The organism is Sphingomonas sp. 28-62-11, assembly GCF_002278865.1.
Taxonomy (GTDB): Bacteria; Pseudomonadota; Alphaproteobacteria; order Sphingomonadales; family Sphingomonadaceae; genus Sphingomonas.
This window is the reverse complement of record NZ_NCGB01000013.1, coordinates 14,492-32,194: the sequence shown is the minus strand read 5'-3', so window position 1 is coordinate 32,194 and position 17,703 is coordinate 14,492. Positions and strand designations below refer to the sequence as shown.

Genomic DNA, 17,703 nt, shown 5'->3' with positions numbered 1-17,703 from the left:
ACACCAGCGATGGCCGGGGAGATTCCGGTAGCTGCGCAGCCCGAGACTGTTCCCGCGCAGCTCGATGCTGAACAACGCGCCGGTTATCGGACGGTGTTCTCCGCCATTCGTGACAAGAAATGGGTCGACGCACGCCTCCAGTTGACGACGATGAAGCCCGGCCCCCTGCATGCAATCGCTATGGCCGAATTGCTCGTGGCCCCCGGATCGCCCAAGGCGACCGCCGAGGAATTGACGAAATTGCTCGCGGAGGCGCCCGAGCTGCCAGAGGCTGAACAGATCGCCCGCATGGCGAAGGCTCGCGGTGCCAATGAGTTACCGACCCTGCCTTATACCCAGGCGCTCAGCTGGATTGGGGGTGCGCCTGTTCGCGCGCGCGCCAAGAGCCTGAAAAGCGATCAAGTCGCCGCTGATCTCGCGATCCGAATGCAGCCCCTGATCAAGGAAGATCGCGGGGCCGACGCGCAGTTGCTGCTGGAAAGCACGTCCGGATTATCGCCCGATGCGCTGACCGAATGGCAGCAAAAGGTCGCCTGGATTTATTTCGTCTCCGGCGATGACGCAAACGCCCGCCTTATGGCGGCCAAGGCTCGGCAGGGCTCTGGCGACTGGGCGATCCAGGGCGATTGGGTAGCGGGCCTGGCGTCGTGGCGGCAGCAGGATTGCGCCGGGGCGAGCGATGCCTTTGCTGGTGTCGCCAGCCGATCGACCGATATCGAACTGCGCGCGGCCGGACTCTACTGGGCATCGCGCGCCGATATGGCCTGCGGCCGTCCCGAAAAGATTGAAGCTCGGCTGAAGGGCGCAGCGCAATATGACGAGACCTTTTATGGGCTACTCGCGCGTCAAACACTCGGGATTAAATCGCCGGTTGATCGCGCTGACGACACGCGAGTCACCGCCGATTGGGCAGCGCTGAACCGGCGACCGAACATCCGCGTCGCTGCTGCACTTGTCGAAATCGGCGAGCACGATCTGGCCGATGAAGTGCTCAAGCGCCAGGCGCGGATCGGCGACTCAGCCGACTATGCCGCCCTTTTGCGGCTGGCGGGATCGCTGAACCTGCCGGCGACGCAGATCTGGCTATCTCACAATACACCCGCCGGAGCATCGCCAAGCGTTGCCGCGCGCTACCCCGCGCCCAACTGGACCCCCGATGGCGGCTGGCGCGTCGATAAGGCGCTGGTTTACGCTCACACGCTGCAGGAATCGAAGTTCCGCACCAATGTGGTGAGCGCAGCGGGCGCCTATGGCCTGATGCAGGTGCGCCCGGGCGCGGCCAGCGATATGGGTCGCACGCGCGGCATGCGGGCGGATCGGGCAGCGCTTACCCGTCCGTCGACCAATTTTGAAATCGGCCAGAGCTATCTTGAATGGCTGCGTGATCAGCCAGCAACCGGCGGTCTGCTCCCAAAAGTGATCGCGGCGTATAATGCTGGCGCTACCCCGGTTGAGGCGTGGAACGCGCTGGTGAAGGACGGCGGCGATCCGCTGCTGTACATCGAATCGATCCCGTACTGGGAAACCCGCGGCTATGTCGTGACGGTGTTGCGCAACTATTGGGTGTACGAACGCCAGGGTGGCAAGACGGTTTCGCCGAGCCGCGCCGCCTTGTCGCAAGGTCTGTGGCCACGCTTTCCGGGGCTTCCCGGGGCAACCGCCGTCCGGATCACCAACACCAGCAAACCGCGAATGACCGCCAGTGCCAATTGACGAAAGCGCGACCTTCCTGCCCGTCCGCATCGCCGTTCTTACCGTTTCCGATACCAGGGGACTAGCCGATGACCGGTCTGGCGACACCCTCGTCTCGCGATTGAGCGCGGCCGGTCATGTGCTCGCGGCACGAGCAATCGTGCGGGATGATGTGCCGACGATCGTTGCTACGCTGCATCAATGGATCGATGATCCGATGGTGGATTGCATCATTAGCACCGGCGGCACTGGCGTTACCGGGCGCGACGTAACACCAGAAGCGCTCGAACAGGTTCAGGACAAAACGATTCCGGGCTTTGGTGAGTTGTTCCGTTGGCTCAGTTTCCAGACAATCGGGACATCGACCATCCAGTCACGCGCCTGCGCTGCCGTTGCGCGCGGCACCTATATTTTTGCGCTGCCAGGATCGACAGGCGCGGTGAAGGATGGCTGGGACGGCATCCTCGCTACCCAGCTCGATAGCCGCCACCGGCCCTGTAATTTCGTCGAACTGATGCCGCGCTTGATGGAACGCTGAAGGCGGACCAGTCACCCGGTCACATCATGCCTCGGACGATACGGCCGCATCCGGTGTCATCGCTGCCAGTTCATGGCCCGCGAGATCACGAAAATGAAATCGCCTGCCCCCCGGAAAAGCAAAAATCGGCATGGTGACGACACCGCCGGCTGCGATCACCGCCGCCAAGGCCGCTTCCAGATCGTCGACCTCAATCACGGGCAGCAACTGCGCCGTCGATTGGGCGACATCGCCGTCCAGGCCGAGATCAGTATCGCCGGTCGTCGTTGCGGCATAATCCGGCCCGAAATCGGTGAAAATCCAACCAAACGCCGCCGCATAAAAGGCTTTGCTCGCAGCCACATCACCTACGGGCAATTCCAGATAACTGAACCTGGCTTTCATCATCGGCTCCTGTTGTTCTTGTTGTGTTCTAGTCGATATGCTAGCGATCCGCAATGGCTGATCGTTCCCGTCCCGCGCGCGGCGCCACCATCAACGCAGCAAGCAACCGCTTCAAGCTGCCACTTACCGAGATGGACGGCGACTGGCTCGACGTGCGCGTTGCCATCGATGGCGCGCCGCCGCCGCTACAGACCATTGTCACCATCGAAACGCCCCGCACCATCATCACCCGCAACACCTCGCCCGACGTGCCGTTCGACCGGTCGATCAATCCTTATCGTGGCTGCGAGCATGGCTGCATTTATTGCTTTGCCCGCCCGACCCACGCGTTCCTTGATCTGTCCCCAGGGCTCGATTTCGAAACCCGGCTTTTTGCAAAGCCCGACGCCCCAACGCTGTTGCGTGACGAGCTCGCTAAGCGTGGGTATGTGCCGGCCCCCATCGCCTTTGGGACTAATACTGATGCGTATCAGCCGATCGAGCGTGACTGGCGGATCATGCGGGCGTGCCTCGAACTGCTTTCGGCCTGCAACCATCCGGTGACGATCACGACAAAATCAGACCGGGTCGTTCGTGATATCGACCTGCTGGCGCCGATGGCGGCAAGGCAGCTTGCATCGGTCATGATCTCAATCACCACGCTTGATCCAAGGACGGCGATGACGATGGAGCCGCGCGCGCCGAGCCCGGCAAAGCGGCTCGCGGCTATCCGCGCGCTATCGGCCGCGGGGATCCCGGTACATGTATCGATTTCCCCAGTCATCCCGGGGATTACCGATCACGAAATGGAGACCATCCTCGAGGCCGCGGCAACGGCAGGAGCGGATACGGCTTCGTTCATTCCCGTTCGCCTGCCGTGGGAAGTCGCGCCCCTGTTTCGGGCCTGGCTTGATACGCATTTCCCGGATCGGGCAGCCAAAGTTATGGCGATTGTTCAGCAATTGCGCGGGGGGCGTGACAATGATCCGGGCTTCGGCTCCCGAATGCGTGGCCAAGGGCCATGGGGCGACTTGTTCCGCACGCGGTTCTTAATCGCGTGCCGGCGGTTGGGCCTGAACCTGAGCCGGATGGAACTGCGAAGCGATCTGTTCAGGCCACCTGCCGGGCCCCAAGGCGAATTGTTCAACGGCGCGTGAAACCCCTATGAATCAGGAGGGCAAGTCAATATCCTACTAAAATGATGCGGATTAGCGCGGCCATAATCGCCTGTTGTCTGGCGACACCGGCCCTGGCCGAGGAGAAGCCGGGACTCGATGTGTCTGCCGCCGTGCGGCTGCGATACGAAACCATTGCTGGCCAGGCTCGCGCGGGCCTGCCCCCCAACGAAGACTTGATCAACCTGCGGACGATCATTCGGACGCGGTATCGCTCCGGTCCGGTCTCGCTTACGTTTGATGTGTGGGATAGCAGAGTGTTCGATGCCGGTCGGCCGAGTGCTGTATCAAACAACGAAGTCAATGGGCTGGAGCCAATGCAGGCCAATGCCGCGATCGATTTTGGCAGCAAAGGCGGAATCAGCGGTCGTGCGACAATCGGCCGGATGGTTTTTGAGCTCGGTTCTGCGCGATTGATCGCCAATGACGATTATCGCAATACCACATCTGGCTTCACGGGCCTGAAAGTCGATTTGAAGGGGCCTTCACGGCTATCAGGCACGTTGCTCTACGTGCTGCCGCAGCAGCGTTTGCCCGATGATGCAGATGGCTTGCGCCAAGGAGCGATCCGGCTGGATAGGGAGGGGTTCGACTCCCGGCTTTGGGGCGGGCAGATTGGTCAGGCACGCGCAATCGGCCCCATCGACGTCGAGGCGACAATGTTGCGTTTCGAGGAACGCGACCGGCCCGATCGCGCCACCCGCGACCGACAATTGACCAACCTCGGCGCGCGATTGACGATCGCGCCAAAGCCAGCGCGCTGGGACCTTGACGTCGAAGCGATCTGGCAGACCGGCAGCACACGCACTGGCCTGGGCGCGACCGCAGCCATCGTGCCGGTCAGCGCGTGGTTCACGCATGCCGAGGCAGGGTTCAGCGTGGCGAGCGGATGGAAGCCGCATCTATCGGCTGAATTTGATTATGCGAGCGGCGATGATCGCAACCAAAGTTTTGGCCGGTTCGATACGCTGTTCGGGATGCGCCGCCGCGACTTCTCGCCCGCCGGGCTGTTGAGTGCCATTGGTCGCAGCAACATGATCGCGCTTGGCGGGCGAATAGAGGTCAAGCCGAGCAGCCGCACCGATGGATTTCTGTCGGTGCGTAAAATGTGGCTCGCATCAGCGACCGACGCGTTCAGCACGACCGGCGTCGTCGATCCGACCGGTCGATCAGGCCGCGATGCCGGTTGGGAAATCGACAGCCGGGTACGCTATTGGCTGGTGCCGGGAAAGCTGCAGTTTGAGGGGGATGTCGTTTGGATCCCAAAGGGCCGGTTCCTGCAAACGGCGCCGAACCGTTCCAGCACTGCCGACACGCGCTATCTGTCGCTCAACTTGACGGTCCTGCTTTGAGTTGGGTCTTGGACGGCGGGCTTTCCTAATACTTCGGCATGAGTCACACTGGCGACGGGGCTGTCGTAAGCATGCAAGCTAGGCTTGCTGCGATCGGCTTGGGGGGCATCGATGATTTCGACGACGGCGCTGCTGTTGAACCTTGCTTTTGCCTGCATCCTTGGTGCGGCATTGGCCCAGAAACCGCAGATCAGGCGATCGCTGATTGCCGCCAGCGCTACCCTGTTCGGCTTTCGGGCGATCATCGGGCCGATTGATATCATCACCCTTGTGTGGACTTCGATCATCCTGATCGTATGCCTATTGCTACTCTGGCAACCCTTTGTCCGCGACGCATCGGTGCGGTTCACGCCTGAAGAGACCGAACTGCGCGCCGCGATTTTCGATGCCCTGCCCGCGAGCGCTGCTCGCCACTTGATGACGCAAGGGTGGTGGGTGAACGGGGCCGAAGGGGAAACGCTTACCCGACAGGGTAAGCCAATCGAATCACTCGTTTTCCTGGCATCGGGCGGCGCCCGTGTGTTGCTTGACGATCATCAGGTCGGCAATTGCGTACCGGGCGACTTGATCGGGGAAGCAACGGCGTTAACGGGCATGCCCGCCACGGCCACAGTCGTATTACAGGCCCCATCGCGGCTGTGGTGCATCAAATCAGCGACGCTGCGCGACTATATCGCCGCCCATCCCGATATCGGATCGGCGCTTGAGCGCAGCTTTCGTATCGCGCTAAGAGCCAAGCTTTTGGCGAGCAATCAGGCAATGGCGAGCAATCGTCCCCCGGAGTAATTTCTCGCCATAGCCCGAAAACATCAGGCCGTTGCCAGTTGATGTTCCTTATACTGCGCGCGTAACGCCGTCTTGAGCAGCTTGCCGGTTGCGGTATGCGGCAGGCTTTCGACGAACAGAATCTCATCGGGCAACCACCATTTGGCGACGTGATTGGCGAGGTGGGCCGTGATCTCCGCCGCGCTGACATCGCTGCCCGCCTTACGCACCACCAGCAATAGCGGTCGCTCATCCCATTTGGGATGATAAATGCCGATCGCGGCCGCTTCCGCCACGCCGGGGCAACCAACCGCAGCATTTTCGAGATCAACCGAGCTGATCCACTCTCCCCCCGATTTGATCACGTCCTTCGCGCGATCGGTGATCTGCATGGTCCCGTCAGGATGGAGCACCGCGACATCCCCCGTATCAAACCAGCTATCGGCATCGACGCAATCGGCCTCTGCCTTGAAATAACGCTTGATCACCCAGGGACCGCGGATCTGGAGACGACCCGAGCTTGCGCCGTCACGCGGTTGTTCAACGTCTTCGTCATCGACCACGCGCAGCTCAACCCCGAACGGAATGCTGCCTTGCTTGGACACCATATCGATCTGTTCGCCCAGGCTCATCTCGTCCCAATGTGGGGGCGGCGCGCCTGCGGTGCCGATCGGCGAGGTTTCGGTCATGCCCCACAAATGCGCGACGCGCGCGCCCATGCCCATGATCCGCTCAATCATCGCGCGGGGTGCCGCCGATCCACCGATCGTCACTTGTTGCAGATATTGCGGCACTTCTCCGGTGGCATCCATGTGCTGGAACATCGACAGCCATACTGTCGGCACGCCCGCCGAATGCGTCACGCGCTCCTGGTTCATCAACCGGCACAGCACCGCCGGATCGTTGACACAGGCATAGACGAACTTTGCCCCCGCCAGCGCGCCCGCAAAGGGCAAGCCCCAGGCCGCCGCGTGGAACATCGGCACCACCGGCAGGATTACTGCCTGGCGTGAAATGTTGAGCAGCCACGGCGCAACACCGGCCAGAGCGTGGATCATCGTCGATCGGTGTTCGTACAGCACGCCTTTGGGATTACCGGTCGTACCGCTGGTGTAGCACAGCATGCAGGGTTCGCGTTCCGGCCCTTCATGCCAAGTATAGTCGCCATCATGCAGCGCAAGCACGCCTTCAAAACTGTCCGCCCCTTCACCATCGAAGCAGATATACCGTTCGATACTCGTCCACTGCGTCTTCAGGCGATCGACGATCGGCTGAAATGCCTTGTCGTACAGCAGCACCCGGTCTTCGGCATGGTTGGCGATGTAGACAAGCTGTTCGTCGAATAGGCGTGGATTGATCGTGTGGATCACCCCGCCCATCCCGATCGCACCGTACCAGGCGGCAAGATGGCGGCTGTGGTTCATGCCGAGGGTCGCGATCCGATCACCGGGGTTCATGCCCATTGCAACTAGCGCTTGCGCCAACCGCTTGGCGTCGCGCGCGATGCCCGCCCAGGTTGTTCGGGTTTCATGGCCGTCGGCCCAATAGGTCACAATCTCGCGTGCGCCATGTTCGCGCGCTGCGTGATCAATCAGCCGCGGCACCCGCAATTCGAAATCCTGCATTCCCCCGATCATCGCCGTCCTCTCCTGTCCGGCGCCATCGCGACCGGCATTATCCCACCAGCGCCAGCCGCTTCGTCTCGGCGGTCCGCAGCGCAACCTCACTTACACCCTGCATCGACTCGATCCGGCTCGCAAGTTCCCCATCGAGCAGAAAATCGCGGCCGAGTAACATCAGCGCCTCGCCCCCACTCGGCAATGCGGCACGCACATAGACTTCCCCCCTGGCACCGCGCGCCTCAGCGATCAGCGCGCTGAGCTCGCCGACGGCTCGAGCATCGTGCACGATGATCTCCATCACCATGCGGGCGCTATTCGCCAGATCCTCAAACAACTGCAGCCGCTTCACGGTAACGCGCGGCGTTTCTTCGCCAGGTCGCCGGTCAAGCTCGACCGTGACGATGCCGCAGCCGCCGCTACGCGCGGCATCCTCCAGCTCGGCGGCCACGGCATCATCGAAGCACGTCGCGACAAACTGGCCCGAGGCATCCGACAGCGTGGCCATCAAGTACCGCCGCCCCTTGGCCGAGGTGCGCCATTTCGCATCCTCCACGAGCACCGCCATCGTCGCCCCGGCGCGGGTCCCATCATCGGGGATGTTGAGTTCGCCCAGCCCCACATAGCTGCGCGCGCCGTGCATTTTCGCCAAATGTCGGTGACGATCGACTGGGTGTGCCGAAAAATAGAAGCCGTAAGCTTCTTTTTCCTGGTCCATGCGCTGCGCCAGCGTCCAACGCGCGGACAGCGGGAGCTTGATCGATGCTCCCGACGAAGGTTCACTTTCGCCGAACAGGCCCCCCTGCCCGCTGGTACGCTGATCATGTAGCCGGGCGGCAACCGCCAGGATCGTTTCAGCAGCCGCAAAAATACCCGCACGGTTGGGATCAATCGAATCGAACGCACCCGCCGCCGCCAAAGTTTCAAGCTGGCGCTTGTTGAGCAGGCGCGGATCGACGCGGGCGGCTAGATCGTCGAGCGAAACAAAGGCACCATTATCGACACGCTCGACAACCAGCCGCTCCATCGCGCCCTCACCCACCGATTTAAGCGCAGCCAGCGCATAACGCACCGCGAGTCCGTCAGCGGTCGCTTCAACGGTAAACTCGGCATCGCTCGCATTGATGCACGGCGGCAGGATCGCCACGCCCATGCGCCGCATATCATCGGTAAACACGCCGAGCTTGTCAGTCAGGGTCATGTCGAAACACATCGACGCTGCGAAGAAATCCTCCGGATAATGCGCTTTCAGCCAGGCCGTCTGATAAGCAAGGAGCGCATAAGCGGCTGCGTGCGACTTGTTGAAACCATAGCCAGCGAACTTGTCGATCAAATCGAACAGCTCATTGGCCTTCGCCGCTGGAATGCCATTCACGCTCAGGCAGCCGTCCACAAAGGTCGCGCGCTGCGCATCCATCTCGGCCTGGTTCTTCTTGCCCATCGCGCGGCGCAGCAGATCGGCGCCGCCAAGCGAATAGCCCGCCAGCACCTGGGCCGCCTGCATCACCTGTTCCTGGTAAACGAAAATGCCGTACGTTTCGGCCAGGATCTGTTCGAGCAGCGGATGGGGGTAATCGATCGTCTCGGTGCCGTTCTTGCGACGACCAAAGCTCGGGATATTGTCCATCGGCCCCGGTCGATAGAGCGAGACGAGCGCGATGATGTCGCCGAAATTGGATGGGCGAACCGCCGACAGCGTACGCCGCATCCCTTCGGATTCGAGCTGGAACACGCCGACGGTGTCGCCCTTTTGCAGCAGCTTGTAGACGCCCTCATCATCCCATTCGAGCGCATCAAGATCGACCACAATCCCCCGCGCTGCCAGCATCTGTTGCGCTTTCTTCAGCACGGACAGCGTTTTCAGCCCCAGAAAATCGAACTTCACCAACCCCGCCGCCTCGACATATTTCATGTCGAATTGGGTCACGGGCATGTCCGATCGCGGATCGCGGTACAGCGGCACGAGCTGCGCCAGCGGCCGATCACCGATCACCACCCCGGCGGCATGCGTCGACGAATGGCGCGGCAGCCCTTCGAGCTTCATCGCCAGATCGAGCAGATGCTTCACCCCGCTATCGGTGCGATACTCTGCCGCCAACTCGGACACGCCGTTCAGCGCGCGGTCGAGCGTCCAAGGGTCGGTCGGGTGGTTTGGCACGAGCTTAGCGAGCCGATCGATATGGCCATAGCTCATCTGAAGCACGCGCCCGGTATCCTTCAGCACCGCGCGCGCCTTTAGCCGGCCGAAGGTGATGATCTGCGCCACATGATCGCTGCCATATTTGGCCTGAACATAGCGGATCACTTCCTCGCGCCGGGTTTCGCAAAAATCGATGTCGAAATCGGGCATTGATACGCGTTCGGGGTTCAGGAACCGCTCGAACAGCAGGCCGAGCTTCATCGGATCAAGGTCAGTGATCGTCAGCGCCCATGCCACGACCGAGCCAGCGCCCGAACCGCGACCCGGCCCCACCGGAATATCATTGTCCTTCGCCCATTTAATGAAATCGGCAACGATCAGGAAATAGCCCGGAAAACCCATCTGGATGATGACGTCGAGCTCGAATTCGAGGCGTTCGCGATAGGGTTGCTGCCAGTTCTCTTCGTTTCCCTTGATCCGCGCCAGTCGCTGCTCCAGCCCGGCTCGGGCATCGGCGCGCAACGCTTCTGCCTCGGCATTGCGGTTGCCGGCCAGGCTCGGCAGGATCGGCTTGCGCTTTGGCGCCGCGATCGCGCAGCGTTGCGCGACGACAAGCGTATTGGCGATTGCCTCGGGCAGGTCATCGAACAGCTGGCGCATGTCCCGGGCGGGCTTCATCCATGCATCGGGCGAGCTTTTCGGGCGATCTTCGCTGGCGATGTAGGACGAACTGGCAATGCACAACATTGCATCATGGGCCGGGCCAAAACTCTGTTCGGCATAACAGCACGGGTTGGTCGCGACGATCGGCAGATCGCGGTCGTACGCCAAATCGAGTAGCGCACCCTCGGCACGACCCTCAATCTCGTCAAGGCGACGGGTCAGCTCGATATAGAGCCGGTCCGGGAACAGCGCCTGCAGCCGATCGGCATAGGCAAAAGCTGCATCGGGCTGATCCTCGGCGAACAACCGCGCCAACGCGCCTTCGCGTCCCGCCGTTAACGCAATGAGGCCGTTGCTGTGCGCGCCAAGCGTGGTGAAATCTACATGCGGTGCGAGCTCCAGCGGGCGCGCCAGATGCGCCTGCGACACCAGAGCGCACAGATTCTGATACCCGGTCTCATCTTGCGCATAGAGCGCGATCCAGTCGAGCGGGGTGGCGACACCCTCTGGCATGTCCGGACGGGCAACGCCCAGCATCGCGCCAATGATCGGCTGCACGCCCGCTGCGAACGCGGCCTCACCAAACGCCATCGCCGCATAAAGCCCGTTCCGGTCAGTCAGCGCGGCAGCGGGAAAGCCAAGTTCCTGCGCGCGCTTGGCGATTGCCTTGGGCTCGATTGCCCCGTCGAGCATCGTGAACGATGAAAAAATGCGGAGGGGGACGAAACCGGAATGCGCCATGGCGGCGACTATGCGGGCTCGCGACGATTCGCGAAACCGTCATAAAGTGCCTTTGCGGTAGATAACCGCGTTCAGGCCGCCAGCAGCGTTTCGATATCTTTCTCGATTTCGGCAGGCGTAGTCTGCGGGCCGTACCGCTTCACCCTTTCGCCGGTCCGATCGACAAGGAACTTTGTGAAGTTCCACTTGATTCCGCGCGACCCCATCAGGCCTGGCGCGGCATCCTTCAGGCGGTCGAACAGCGGATCGGCACCCGACCCGTTTACCTCGATCTTGGCAAAGACCGGGAATGTCACATCGTAGTTGATCGTGCAGAAAGTCGCGATTTCCTCGGCATCGCCCGGCTCCTGCGATCCGAATTGATTGCAAGGGAAGCCGAGCACCTCGAAGCCCTGATCGGCATATTTGCGGTGGAGCGCTTCCAGCCCCTTATACTGCGGCGTGAACCCGCATTTGGAGGCGGTGTTGACGATCAGCAGCACCTTACCCGCATAAATCGACAGGTCGACCGGCTTGCCATCGGCACCCTTGACCTTGAAATCGGTGATTGCGGCCATTCTATCCCCCTTTGTGACGTTGCAGCAGGAAATTCAGGTTCTGCTTCACCCCGGCCCATTCGCTGGCGATGATCGAATAGACGACAAGATCGCGGATCCGTCCATCCATCAGCTGATGATTGCGCAGCACACCATCGCGCTTCGCCCCCAGCCGCTCGATCGCGGTTTGCGAGCGCTTGTTGAACCAATCAGTGCGGATCTGAACGACGTTGCACCCCATGTCCTCGAACGCATGGGTGAGCAGCAGCAACTTTGCCTCGGTATTCACGCCGCTGCGCTGCACTGATCGCGCGTAAAAGGTCCCGCCGATCTCGAGCCGGCGGTGCGCTGCATTCATCCGCATGTAGCGCGTCATGCCGACCACCCGGCCCGCAACCTCCACAGCAAAGGGCATTGCCCGCCCGAAATCGCGCTCCTTGAAGATCGCCGACATGTAAGCATCGGGATCACGCAGGTTCGCCACGTTGGTAAAGAACAATTCGGTGATGTCGCCATCCGCTGCAGCCGCCACCAGCGAGTCGCGATCGTCCATTACCAGCGGGCGCAGCGTCGTGTGCGTGCCGATCAAGGTCGGCGCGATCGTCCACGCATTACTCAATCCGGTCACCCCAGCCGCCCCTCGTTCAGCCGCACCACCCGGTCCATCTTCGCGGCCAGCCGCTCATTATGGGTGGCGATCAGCGCAGAGGAGCCTTCTTCGCGCACCAATCGCAGCAGTTCGGCGAGAACGATCTCCGCCGTCGTCTCGTCCAGATTGCCGGTCGGCTCGTCCGCCAGCACCAACGCGGGTTTGTTAGCCAGCGCGCGCGCCACCGCTACGCGTTGCTGCTCGCCGCCGGACAATTGGCTCGGACGATGGGTCAGCCGGTGGCCCAGGCCTAGCGTGGTGAGCAGCGACGTCGCGCGTGCCTCCGCTGCTTCGCGGGTGCTCCCATGGATCAGCAATGGCAAAACGACATTTTCGGTCGCGTTGAAATCGGGCAGCAGGTGATGGAATTGATAGACGAAGCCCAGATAATCGCGGCGCACCAGCGTGCGGCCATGGCTGTCGAGCTTGGCCGCTTCGCGTCCAGCAATCTGGATCGATCCGCCAAAGCCACCCTCAAGCAACCCGACGGCCTGCAGCAAAGTCGACTTGCCCGATCCCGACGGGCCGAGCAGCGCGACAATCTCGCCCTTGGCGATGGTCAGGTCGACGCCGCGCAAGACGTGGATGGTATCTTCGCCCTGCACAAAGCTGCGCGTCAGGCCGGTAATCTGGATGACGGGGTCATTCATAACGCAGCACCTGCACCGGATCGGTATTGGCTGCCTTGAAAGCCGGGTACAATGTGGCGAGGAAGCTGAGCACCAGCGCCATGACAGCGATAACGATGATTTCGACCGGGTTGGGCTTCGACGGTAGTTCGGTGAGGAACCGTATCGAGGGGTCCCACAGGTTTTGACCTGTCACGAGCTGGATGAAGTTCACCACGCTCTGCCGATAGAACAGAAACACAAAGCCAAGCAGCAGCCCCGCGACCATGCCCAACGCGCCAATCGTCGTCCCGACAACCATGAAAATCTTGATAAGCCCGCTGCGCGTCGCGCCCATCGTCCGCAGGATGGCGATGTCGCGAGTCTTAGCGCGGACCAGCATGATCAGCGATGACAGGATGTTGAACACCGCGACCAGGATGATGATCGACAGCACGGTGAACATCGCGATCCGTTCCACCTCGAGCGCCTCGAATAGTTGCGCGTTCAGTTGGCGCCAATCGGCCACGACGCCCCGGCTGCCGATTTTGGCGGCGAGCGGCGACATGATCGCCCCGACCTGGTCGGCGTTGACGGTGTTCACCTCCACCACGCCAACGGCATCGCCAAGCAGAAGCAGCGTCTGCGCGTCCTCCAGCGGCATCAACACATACGCCTTGTCGTAATCATAAACGCCGATCTCAAAGATCGCGCCGACGGTGTAGGAAACAATACGCGGCACCGTGCCGAAGGGCGTCGTTTGCCCCTGCGGACTGAGCAGCGAGACCTGGCTGCCCACCTGCGCACCCAGCGCCTCTGCCAGCCGCGAGCCGATGCCGATCCGCCCGCTACCCGGCGTGATGCTGGCAAGCGATCCGCTCAATTCCTTGCCCTTGAGTGATGGGTTGCTGCGGATATCCGCGACCCGCATCCCGCGGACCAGCACGGCTTCGACCCGACCATTGTAGCTCGACATCAGCGGTTGTTCGATCAGGGGGGTGGCCTCGATAATGCCCGGTGTTGCGCGCGCCTCCGCCACGATCTCGCGCCAGTCGGGCAAGCGACCGCCATAGCCCTGGATCACCGCATGGCCGTTCAGCCCCACAATCTTGTCGAACAGTTCGGCGCGAAAGCCGTTCATGACGCTCATCACGATCACGAGCGCGGCAACGCCGAGCATCACCGCTGCAAGACTGATACCCGCGACAAGGAAGATGAACCCCTCCCCTCTGCCGGGCAGCAAGTAACGGCGCGCGATCATCCGTTCATAGCGCGAAAGGAGCATAAATTTCAGTCCCAGGCCCCAGCCCGGAACGGGGCCGATCACCCTCTAGGGCGGCGATGCTCGTCGTGCAACCGGGACACATCTGTTGCGATTTCGCCACAGAGTGCGCCAATTGTGCGATGAACGCACGATTTACCGATGACAATTCAATGCTGCAGACCTAGCGTTTTTGCACTGACACACAGGCAACGGCCGTGGTTCGGGGATGCTGGAAGCCTTTGAGCGCGAACAGGGGCGCACGCTCGGGCAAAGGCAATAAGGGGGCTGACGAGCAATCGTCACGCAGGCGCCCGGGCTGGCAACAGCCCGGGCGTTTCGCGTTAACGGTCAACGCGCTTTGTCGATCAGAAACTCTTGGCGACCGTGAAGCCAAAAGTACGCGGATCGCCCGGCTGGCCAACGATCAGGCCTGTATTCCCGGGCTGCAGCGCGAGAAGATCAAAATAGTTCTGATCGAACGCATTGCGCACCCAGGCGAAAGCATTCCACTTGTCGCGTGCCTTCACACCGATCCGGAAGTTGCTGATCGCATAGCCCGCAACATCGGTGAAAATCGACCGAGACGGGTTGGACGAAAAGTTCGATCGATAGCTGCCATCATAACCAATGTAGAATTGACTGTTTGCCCCCGCGATCCGGACCGGCACATTATATTCAGCACCATAGGAAAACGCCCATTCCGACACACCGGGGAGCCGCTGGCCGGAGATATTGCAATTGGCCGGGCTGAACCCGCCGGGCGTTGCCGCCGGGCTGGCCGGGTTCGCTGCCGTCGCTATTGCGCCGCCTGAAAGCTCGGGCGGGCACGGTGCATCGGTGAAGCGCACATAGCGGGCATCGGTATAGGCGCCATTGGCGTATAGACTCAGCCGTGTCGTCGGCCGGAAGGCGGTATCGATTTCGATACCCCGCGTGCGCACTTGGCCGGCATTGGCCAGAAACCCCCGCAACACCCCAAGCTGACCGTTGGTGACGGTTGCCTGATAATCATAGATGTCAGTCCAGAACGCCGAGAGGTTCACCGTCGCCCGGCGATCGAGAAACTGGGTCTTCAAGCCCAGCTCAAAATGATCGACTTTCTCCGGCTTTACCGTTGCCGCCGCCAGGATAGGATTGTTCGCAGCGTCAAGCAGGAGACCAGACAGGTTGACCCCGCCCGATTTGTTGCTGCGCGCATAGGTGGCATAGCCAAGCACATCCGGATTGACCTGGTAAGACGCGGTGATGTCACCCGACACATTCCAGTCGTCGAATGTCGGCTGATAGCTTTGCGGTGCCAACACGGCGCGTTGATCGGCGTTGAGCACCGTGCTGCCCGTGCCAGTCGTGACGACCGAGACGAACGATCCGTCCTTCTTGTCATAATTCACGCGCAGGCCGGGCGCGATGGCGAGCTTGTCCGTAATATGCCACGTCAGCTTGCCGAACACCGCTGCGCTGGTATTGGTAAAGCCGATCGCATTGCGCGCGGTCAGATTGTTCAGCACAGCCGGGTTATTGGCGTTTGCTGCGGTCGGGTTGATCAGGAAACGGCTTGCGGCTGGTCCCTGCACCTGCAGCCCTTGCGTGTCGATGCTCTGGTAAAAATAGAAGGCGCCAACCACATAATCGAGTGTGTTGGAGCCGTTGGAGGCCAGCCGCACTTCCTGCGTAATCTGATATTGCTGCGATGGATTGGCCGACACCGTCGTGATCGGCAAACCGATGAAATCGCGGTCATTGGACGGCACCCAATCCCAGAAACGATAGGCCGAAATCGATGTCAGCGTGCTGCCACCCAGGTTCCAGTTTGCCAACAACGAAACCCCGCCCAATTCCTGCTTGGCGCGAATCGGCGAATCGATATCGGTCACCCGGTCGAACGGATCGGTTGACGGCACGGCATAACCGAATGCCGCCGTCAGCGCCGCATATTGACGATTCAGCGGTCGCTGGGTGGTGCCGACGCGCGCAAAATACTGCACGCAGCAATTGGGGTCCTGTCGGTTGTAATCGCCGTACAGCGTCAGATCGAGATTGTCGCTCGCGCGCAGCAGCAACTGGCCACGCAGGCTGACATTATCCTGGCTGTTCTGAAACTGGTTCTGACGCACATTGAAGATCGTGCCGCGCCGCGTGGTGACCGAAGTCGACAGCCGCAGAGCGAGTTTGTCGCTGATCAGGGGACCGGAAATCGATCCTTTGCCCTGGAAGAAATCATAGTTGCCGCCCGTCAATTCGACCCGCGCTTCGGGCGAAAAGCTCGGCGCGCGCGTCACGACGTTGATCGCACCGGCGGTAGTGTTCTTGCCGTAGAGCGTCCCCTGGGGACCGCGCAAAACCTCGATCCGCTCGGTATCGGTAAAATCGAAAGTCGCTGACGCGATCCGGCTGTAATAGACTTGATCGACATAGATGCCGACGCCCTGTTCGATCCCGTCATTGGTAAGACCGAACGGCGCACCGAGTCCGCGAATGTTGGCTGCCGAATTGCGCGGGTTGGTCGAATAGAATTGCAGCGTCGGCTGGAGCTGAGTCAACCGACCCACATTGTAGGTGCCCGTTTCGGCCAGCGCCTGTCCGCCAATGACCGAAATCGCAATCGGCACGCGCTGCGCCGTCTCGTTACGGCGGCGCGCGCTAACGACAATGTCGCCGCTGCCCTGCTGCGCGGTCCCCAGACGCCCTTCTTCGGTCGTCTCCTGCGCCGTTTGCGACTGATCCTGTGGTGCTGTTGCCGATGCAGGATCGGCTTGTGCCGTTTGAGCGAGCAGCAACATGGGTAGGTGCGCGAGCATGATGTCCCCTCTTTTTCGACTATCACCAATTCGAGTCGGATCATAATGCCTACTGAATTGATGGGAATTCACGCCGCCAAAACTATCCCCCTCAAAAGCCGAACTTTATCGTCGCAAATTTTCCCCGTTCCGGGTCTTGACGCTGCGCCAGGACGCCCCAAATCAGCGCCCGCATGGTGCCAAACGGGCCGTGCACATCCGGTGTCGCGCAGCTGCGGGCACCGACATAGACGTTCAACATTGCTCATTGGAGGATTTGAAAATGCGTCAGTTTGATTTGACCCCCTATCGCCGTTCCGCGATCGGTTTCGACCGGCTGTTCGACATGCTCGAAGCCAGCGCGCGGCAGGCGACGACGGAAAACTACCCGCCCTTCAATCTCGAACGGCTCGGCGAAGATCGCTACCGGATCACGCTCGCCGTCGCCGGTTTTGCGCGCGACGATATCGAGATCACCGCGCAGCAGAACCTGTTGCTCGTGAAGGGCAAGAAGGACGAAAATGCCAGCTCGACCGGCGCGTTCCTGCACCTTGGCATCGCCAACCGCAGCTTCGAACGCCGTTTCGAACTCGCCGATTTCGTCCGGGTGGACGATGCGCGGCTGAATGATGGCCTGCTGACCATCGATCTGGTCCGCGAAGTGCCGGAAGCGATGAAGCCAAAGACGGTTGCGATCAAGATGGGCGCCCCGCTCGCCTCGATCGACAGCGGCAACGACACCGCCGTGGCGGCCTGATGACCCGCAGCGCCCCTTGCTAAAGAGCGAGGGGCGCTGCTTGGCCTTGCTCTAAACAGATACG

Annotated in this window: 15 protein-coding genes; 6 read left to right on the top strand and 9 right to left on the bottom strand. The window is 61.3% G+C overall.

Going from position 1 to position 17,703, the window contains the following annotated elements:
- Positions 1 to 9: 9 nt before the first annotated feature.
- Together B7Y49_RS05840 and moaB are read left to right on the top strand one after the other, a co-directional pair.
- On the top strand, positions 10 to 1,713 hold the full coding sequence (locus B7Y49_RS05840; protein WP_374126669.1) for a lytic transglycosylase domain-containing protein: 1,704 nt from the start codon (positions 10 to 12) through the stop codon (positions 1,711 to 1,713).
- Positions 1,703 to 2,230: a molybdenum cofactor biosynthesis protein B gene (moaB, locus tag B7Y49_RS05835; RefSeq protein WP_374126636.1), complete on the top strand. Its 528-nt coding sequence runs from the start codon at positions 1,703 to 1,705 to the stop codon at positions 2,228 to 2,230. The genes B7Y49_RS05840 and moaB overlap by 11 nt, the downstream gene beginning before the upstream one ends.
- A gap of 24 nt (positions 2,231 to 2,254) precedes the next feature.
- Here the strand turns inward: moaB and B7Y49_RS05830 are convergent, their stop codons facing one another.
- Complete coding sequence (locus B7Y49_RS05830) at positions 2,255 to 2,614, bottom strand: VOC family protein (RefSeq protein WP_374126635.1); 360 nt, start codon at positions 2,612 to 2,614, stop codon at positions 2,255 to 2,257.
- 53 nt (positions 2,615 to 2,667) lie between these two features.
- Between B7Y49_RS05830 and B7Y49_RS05825 the strand changes: the two genes are divergently transcribed.
- The 3 genes from B7Y49_RS05825 (at position 2,668) to B7Y49_RS05815 (ending at position 5,906) form a co-directional block, all read left to right on the top strand.
- Positions 2,668 to 3,750: a PA0069 family radical SAM protein gene (locus tag B7Y49_RS05825; RefSeq protein WP_374126634.1), complete on the top strand. Its 1,083-nt coding sequence runs from the start codon at positions 2,668 to 2,670 to the stop codon at positions 3,748 to 3,750.
- A gap of 41 nt (positions 3,751 to 3,791) precedes the next feature.
- Positions 3,792 to 5,120, top strand: a complete 1,329-nt coding sequence (locus B7Y49_RS05820) for an alginate export family protein (RefSeq protein ID WP_374126633.1) — start codon at positions 3,792 to 3,794, stop codon at positions 5,118 to 5,120.
- A 111-nt stretch (positions 5,121 to 5,231) separates the two neighbouring features.
- Positions 5,232 to 5,906, top strand: coding sequence for a Crp/Fnr family transcriptional regulator (locus B7Y49_RS05815; RefSeq protein WP_374126632.1), 675 nt, complete (start codon positions 5,232 to 5,234; stop codon positions 5,904 to 5,906).
- 23 nt (positions 5,907 to 5,929) lie between these two features.
- Here the strand turns inward: B7Y49_RS05815 and B7Y49_RS05810 are convergent, their stop codons facing one another.
- The 8 genes from B7Y49_RS05810 to B7Y49_RS05775 form a co-directional block, all read right to left on the bottom strand.
- Positions 5,930 to 7,522 (bottom strand): long-chain fatty acid--CoA ligase, encoded by a 1,593-nt coding sequence (locus B7Y49_RS05810; protein ID WP_374126631.1) that lies wholly within the window; start codon positions 7,520 to 7,522, stop codon positions 5,930 to 5,932.
- Between the two features lie 37 nt (positions 7,523 to 7,559).
- A complete protein-coding gene (gene dnaE / locus B7Y49_RS05805) occupies positions 7,560 to 11,048 on the bottom strand; it encodes a DNA polymerase III subunit alpha (RefSeq protein ID WP_374126630.1) in 3,489 nt (1,162 codons plus the stop codon).
- Positions 11,049 to 11,119: 71 nt separating this feature from the next.
- Entirely contained in the window at positions 11,120 to 11,605 is a 486-nt protein-coding gene (locus tag B7Y49_RS05800) for a glutathione peroxidase (RefSeq protein WP_374126629.1), read from the bottom strand.
- A gap of 1 nt (position 11,606) precedes the next feature.
- On the bottom strand, positions 11,607 to 12,203 hold the full coding sequence (locus B7Y49_RS05795; protein WP_374126668.1) for a GNAT family N-acetyltransferase: 597 nt from the start codon (positions 12,201 to 12,203) through the stop codon (positions 11,607 to 11,609).
- A gap of 5 nt (positions 12,204 to 12,208) precedes the next feature.
- On the bottom strand, positions 12,209 to 12,883 hold the full coding sequence (locus tag B7Y49_RS05790) for an ABC transporter ATP-binding protein (RefSeq protein ID WP_374126628.1): 675 nt from the start codon (positions 12,881 to 12,883) through the stop codon (positions 12,209 to 12,211).
- A complete protein-coding gene (locus tag B7Y49_RS05785) occupies positions 12,876 to 14,126 on the bottom strand; it encodes a lipoprotein-releasing ABC transporter permease subunit (protein WP_374126627.1) in 1,251 nt (416 codons plus the stop codon). The genes B7Y49_RS05790 and B7Y49_RS05785 overlap by 8 nt, the downstream gene beginning before the upstream one ends.
- A 344-nt stretch (positions 14,127 to 14,470) precedes the next feature.
- The gene (locus B7Y49_RS05780) at positions 14,471 to 16,903 is read right to left on the bottom strand and encodes a TonB-dependent receptor (RefSeq protein WP_374126626.1); all 2,433 of its coding nucleotides are present in this window, start codon (positions 16,901 to 16,903) and stop codon (positions 14,471 to 14,473) included.
- A 91-nt stretch (positions 16,904 to 16,994) separates the two neighbouring features.
- A complete protein-coding gene (locus tag B7Y49_RS05775) occupies positions 16,995 to 17,141 on the bottom strand; it encodes a hypothetical protein (RefSeq protein ID WP_374126625.1) in 147 nt (48 codons plus the stop codon).
- A gap of 24 nt (positions 17,142 to 17,165) precedes the next feature.
- Between B7Y49_RS05775 and B7Y49_RS05770 the strand changes: the two genes are divergently transcribed.
- Positions 17,166 to 17,639: an Hsp20 family protein gene (locus B7Y49_RS05770; protein ID WP_374126624.1), complete on the top strand. Its 474-nt coding sequence runs from the start codon at positions 17,166 to 17,168 to the stop codon at positions 17,637 to 17,639.
- Positions 17,640 to 17,703: the final 64 nt, after the last annotated feature.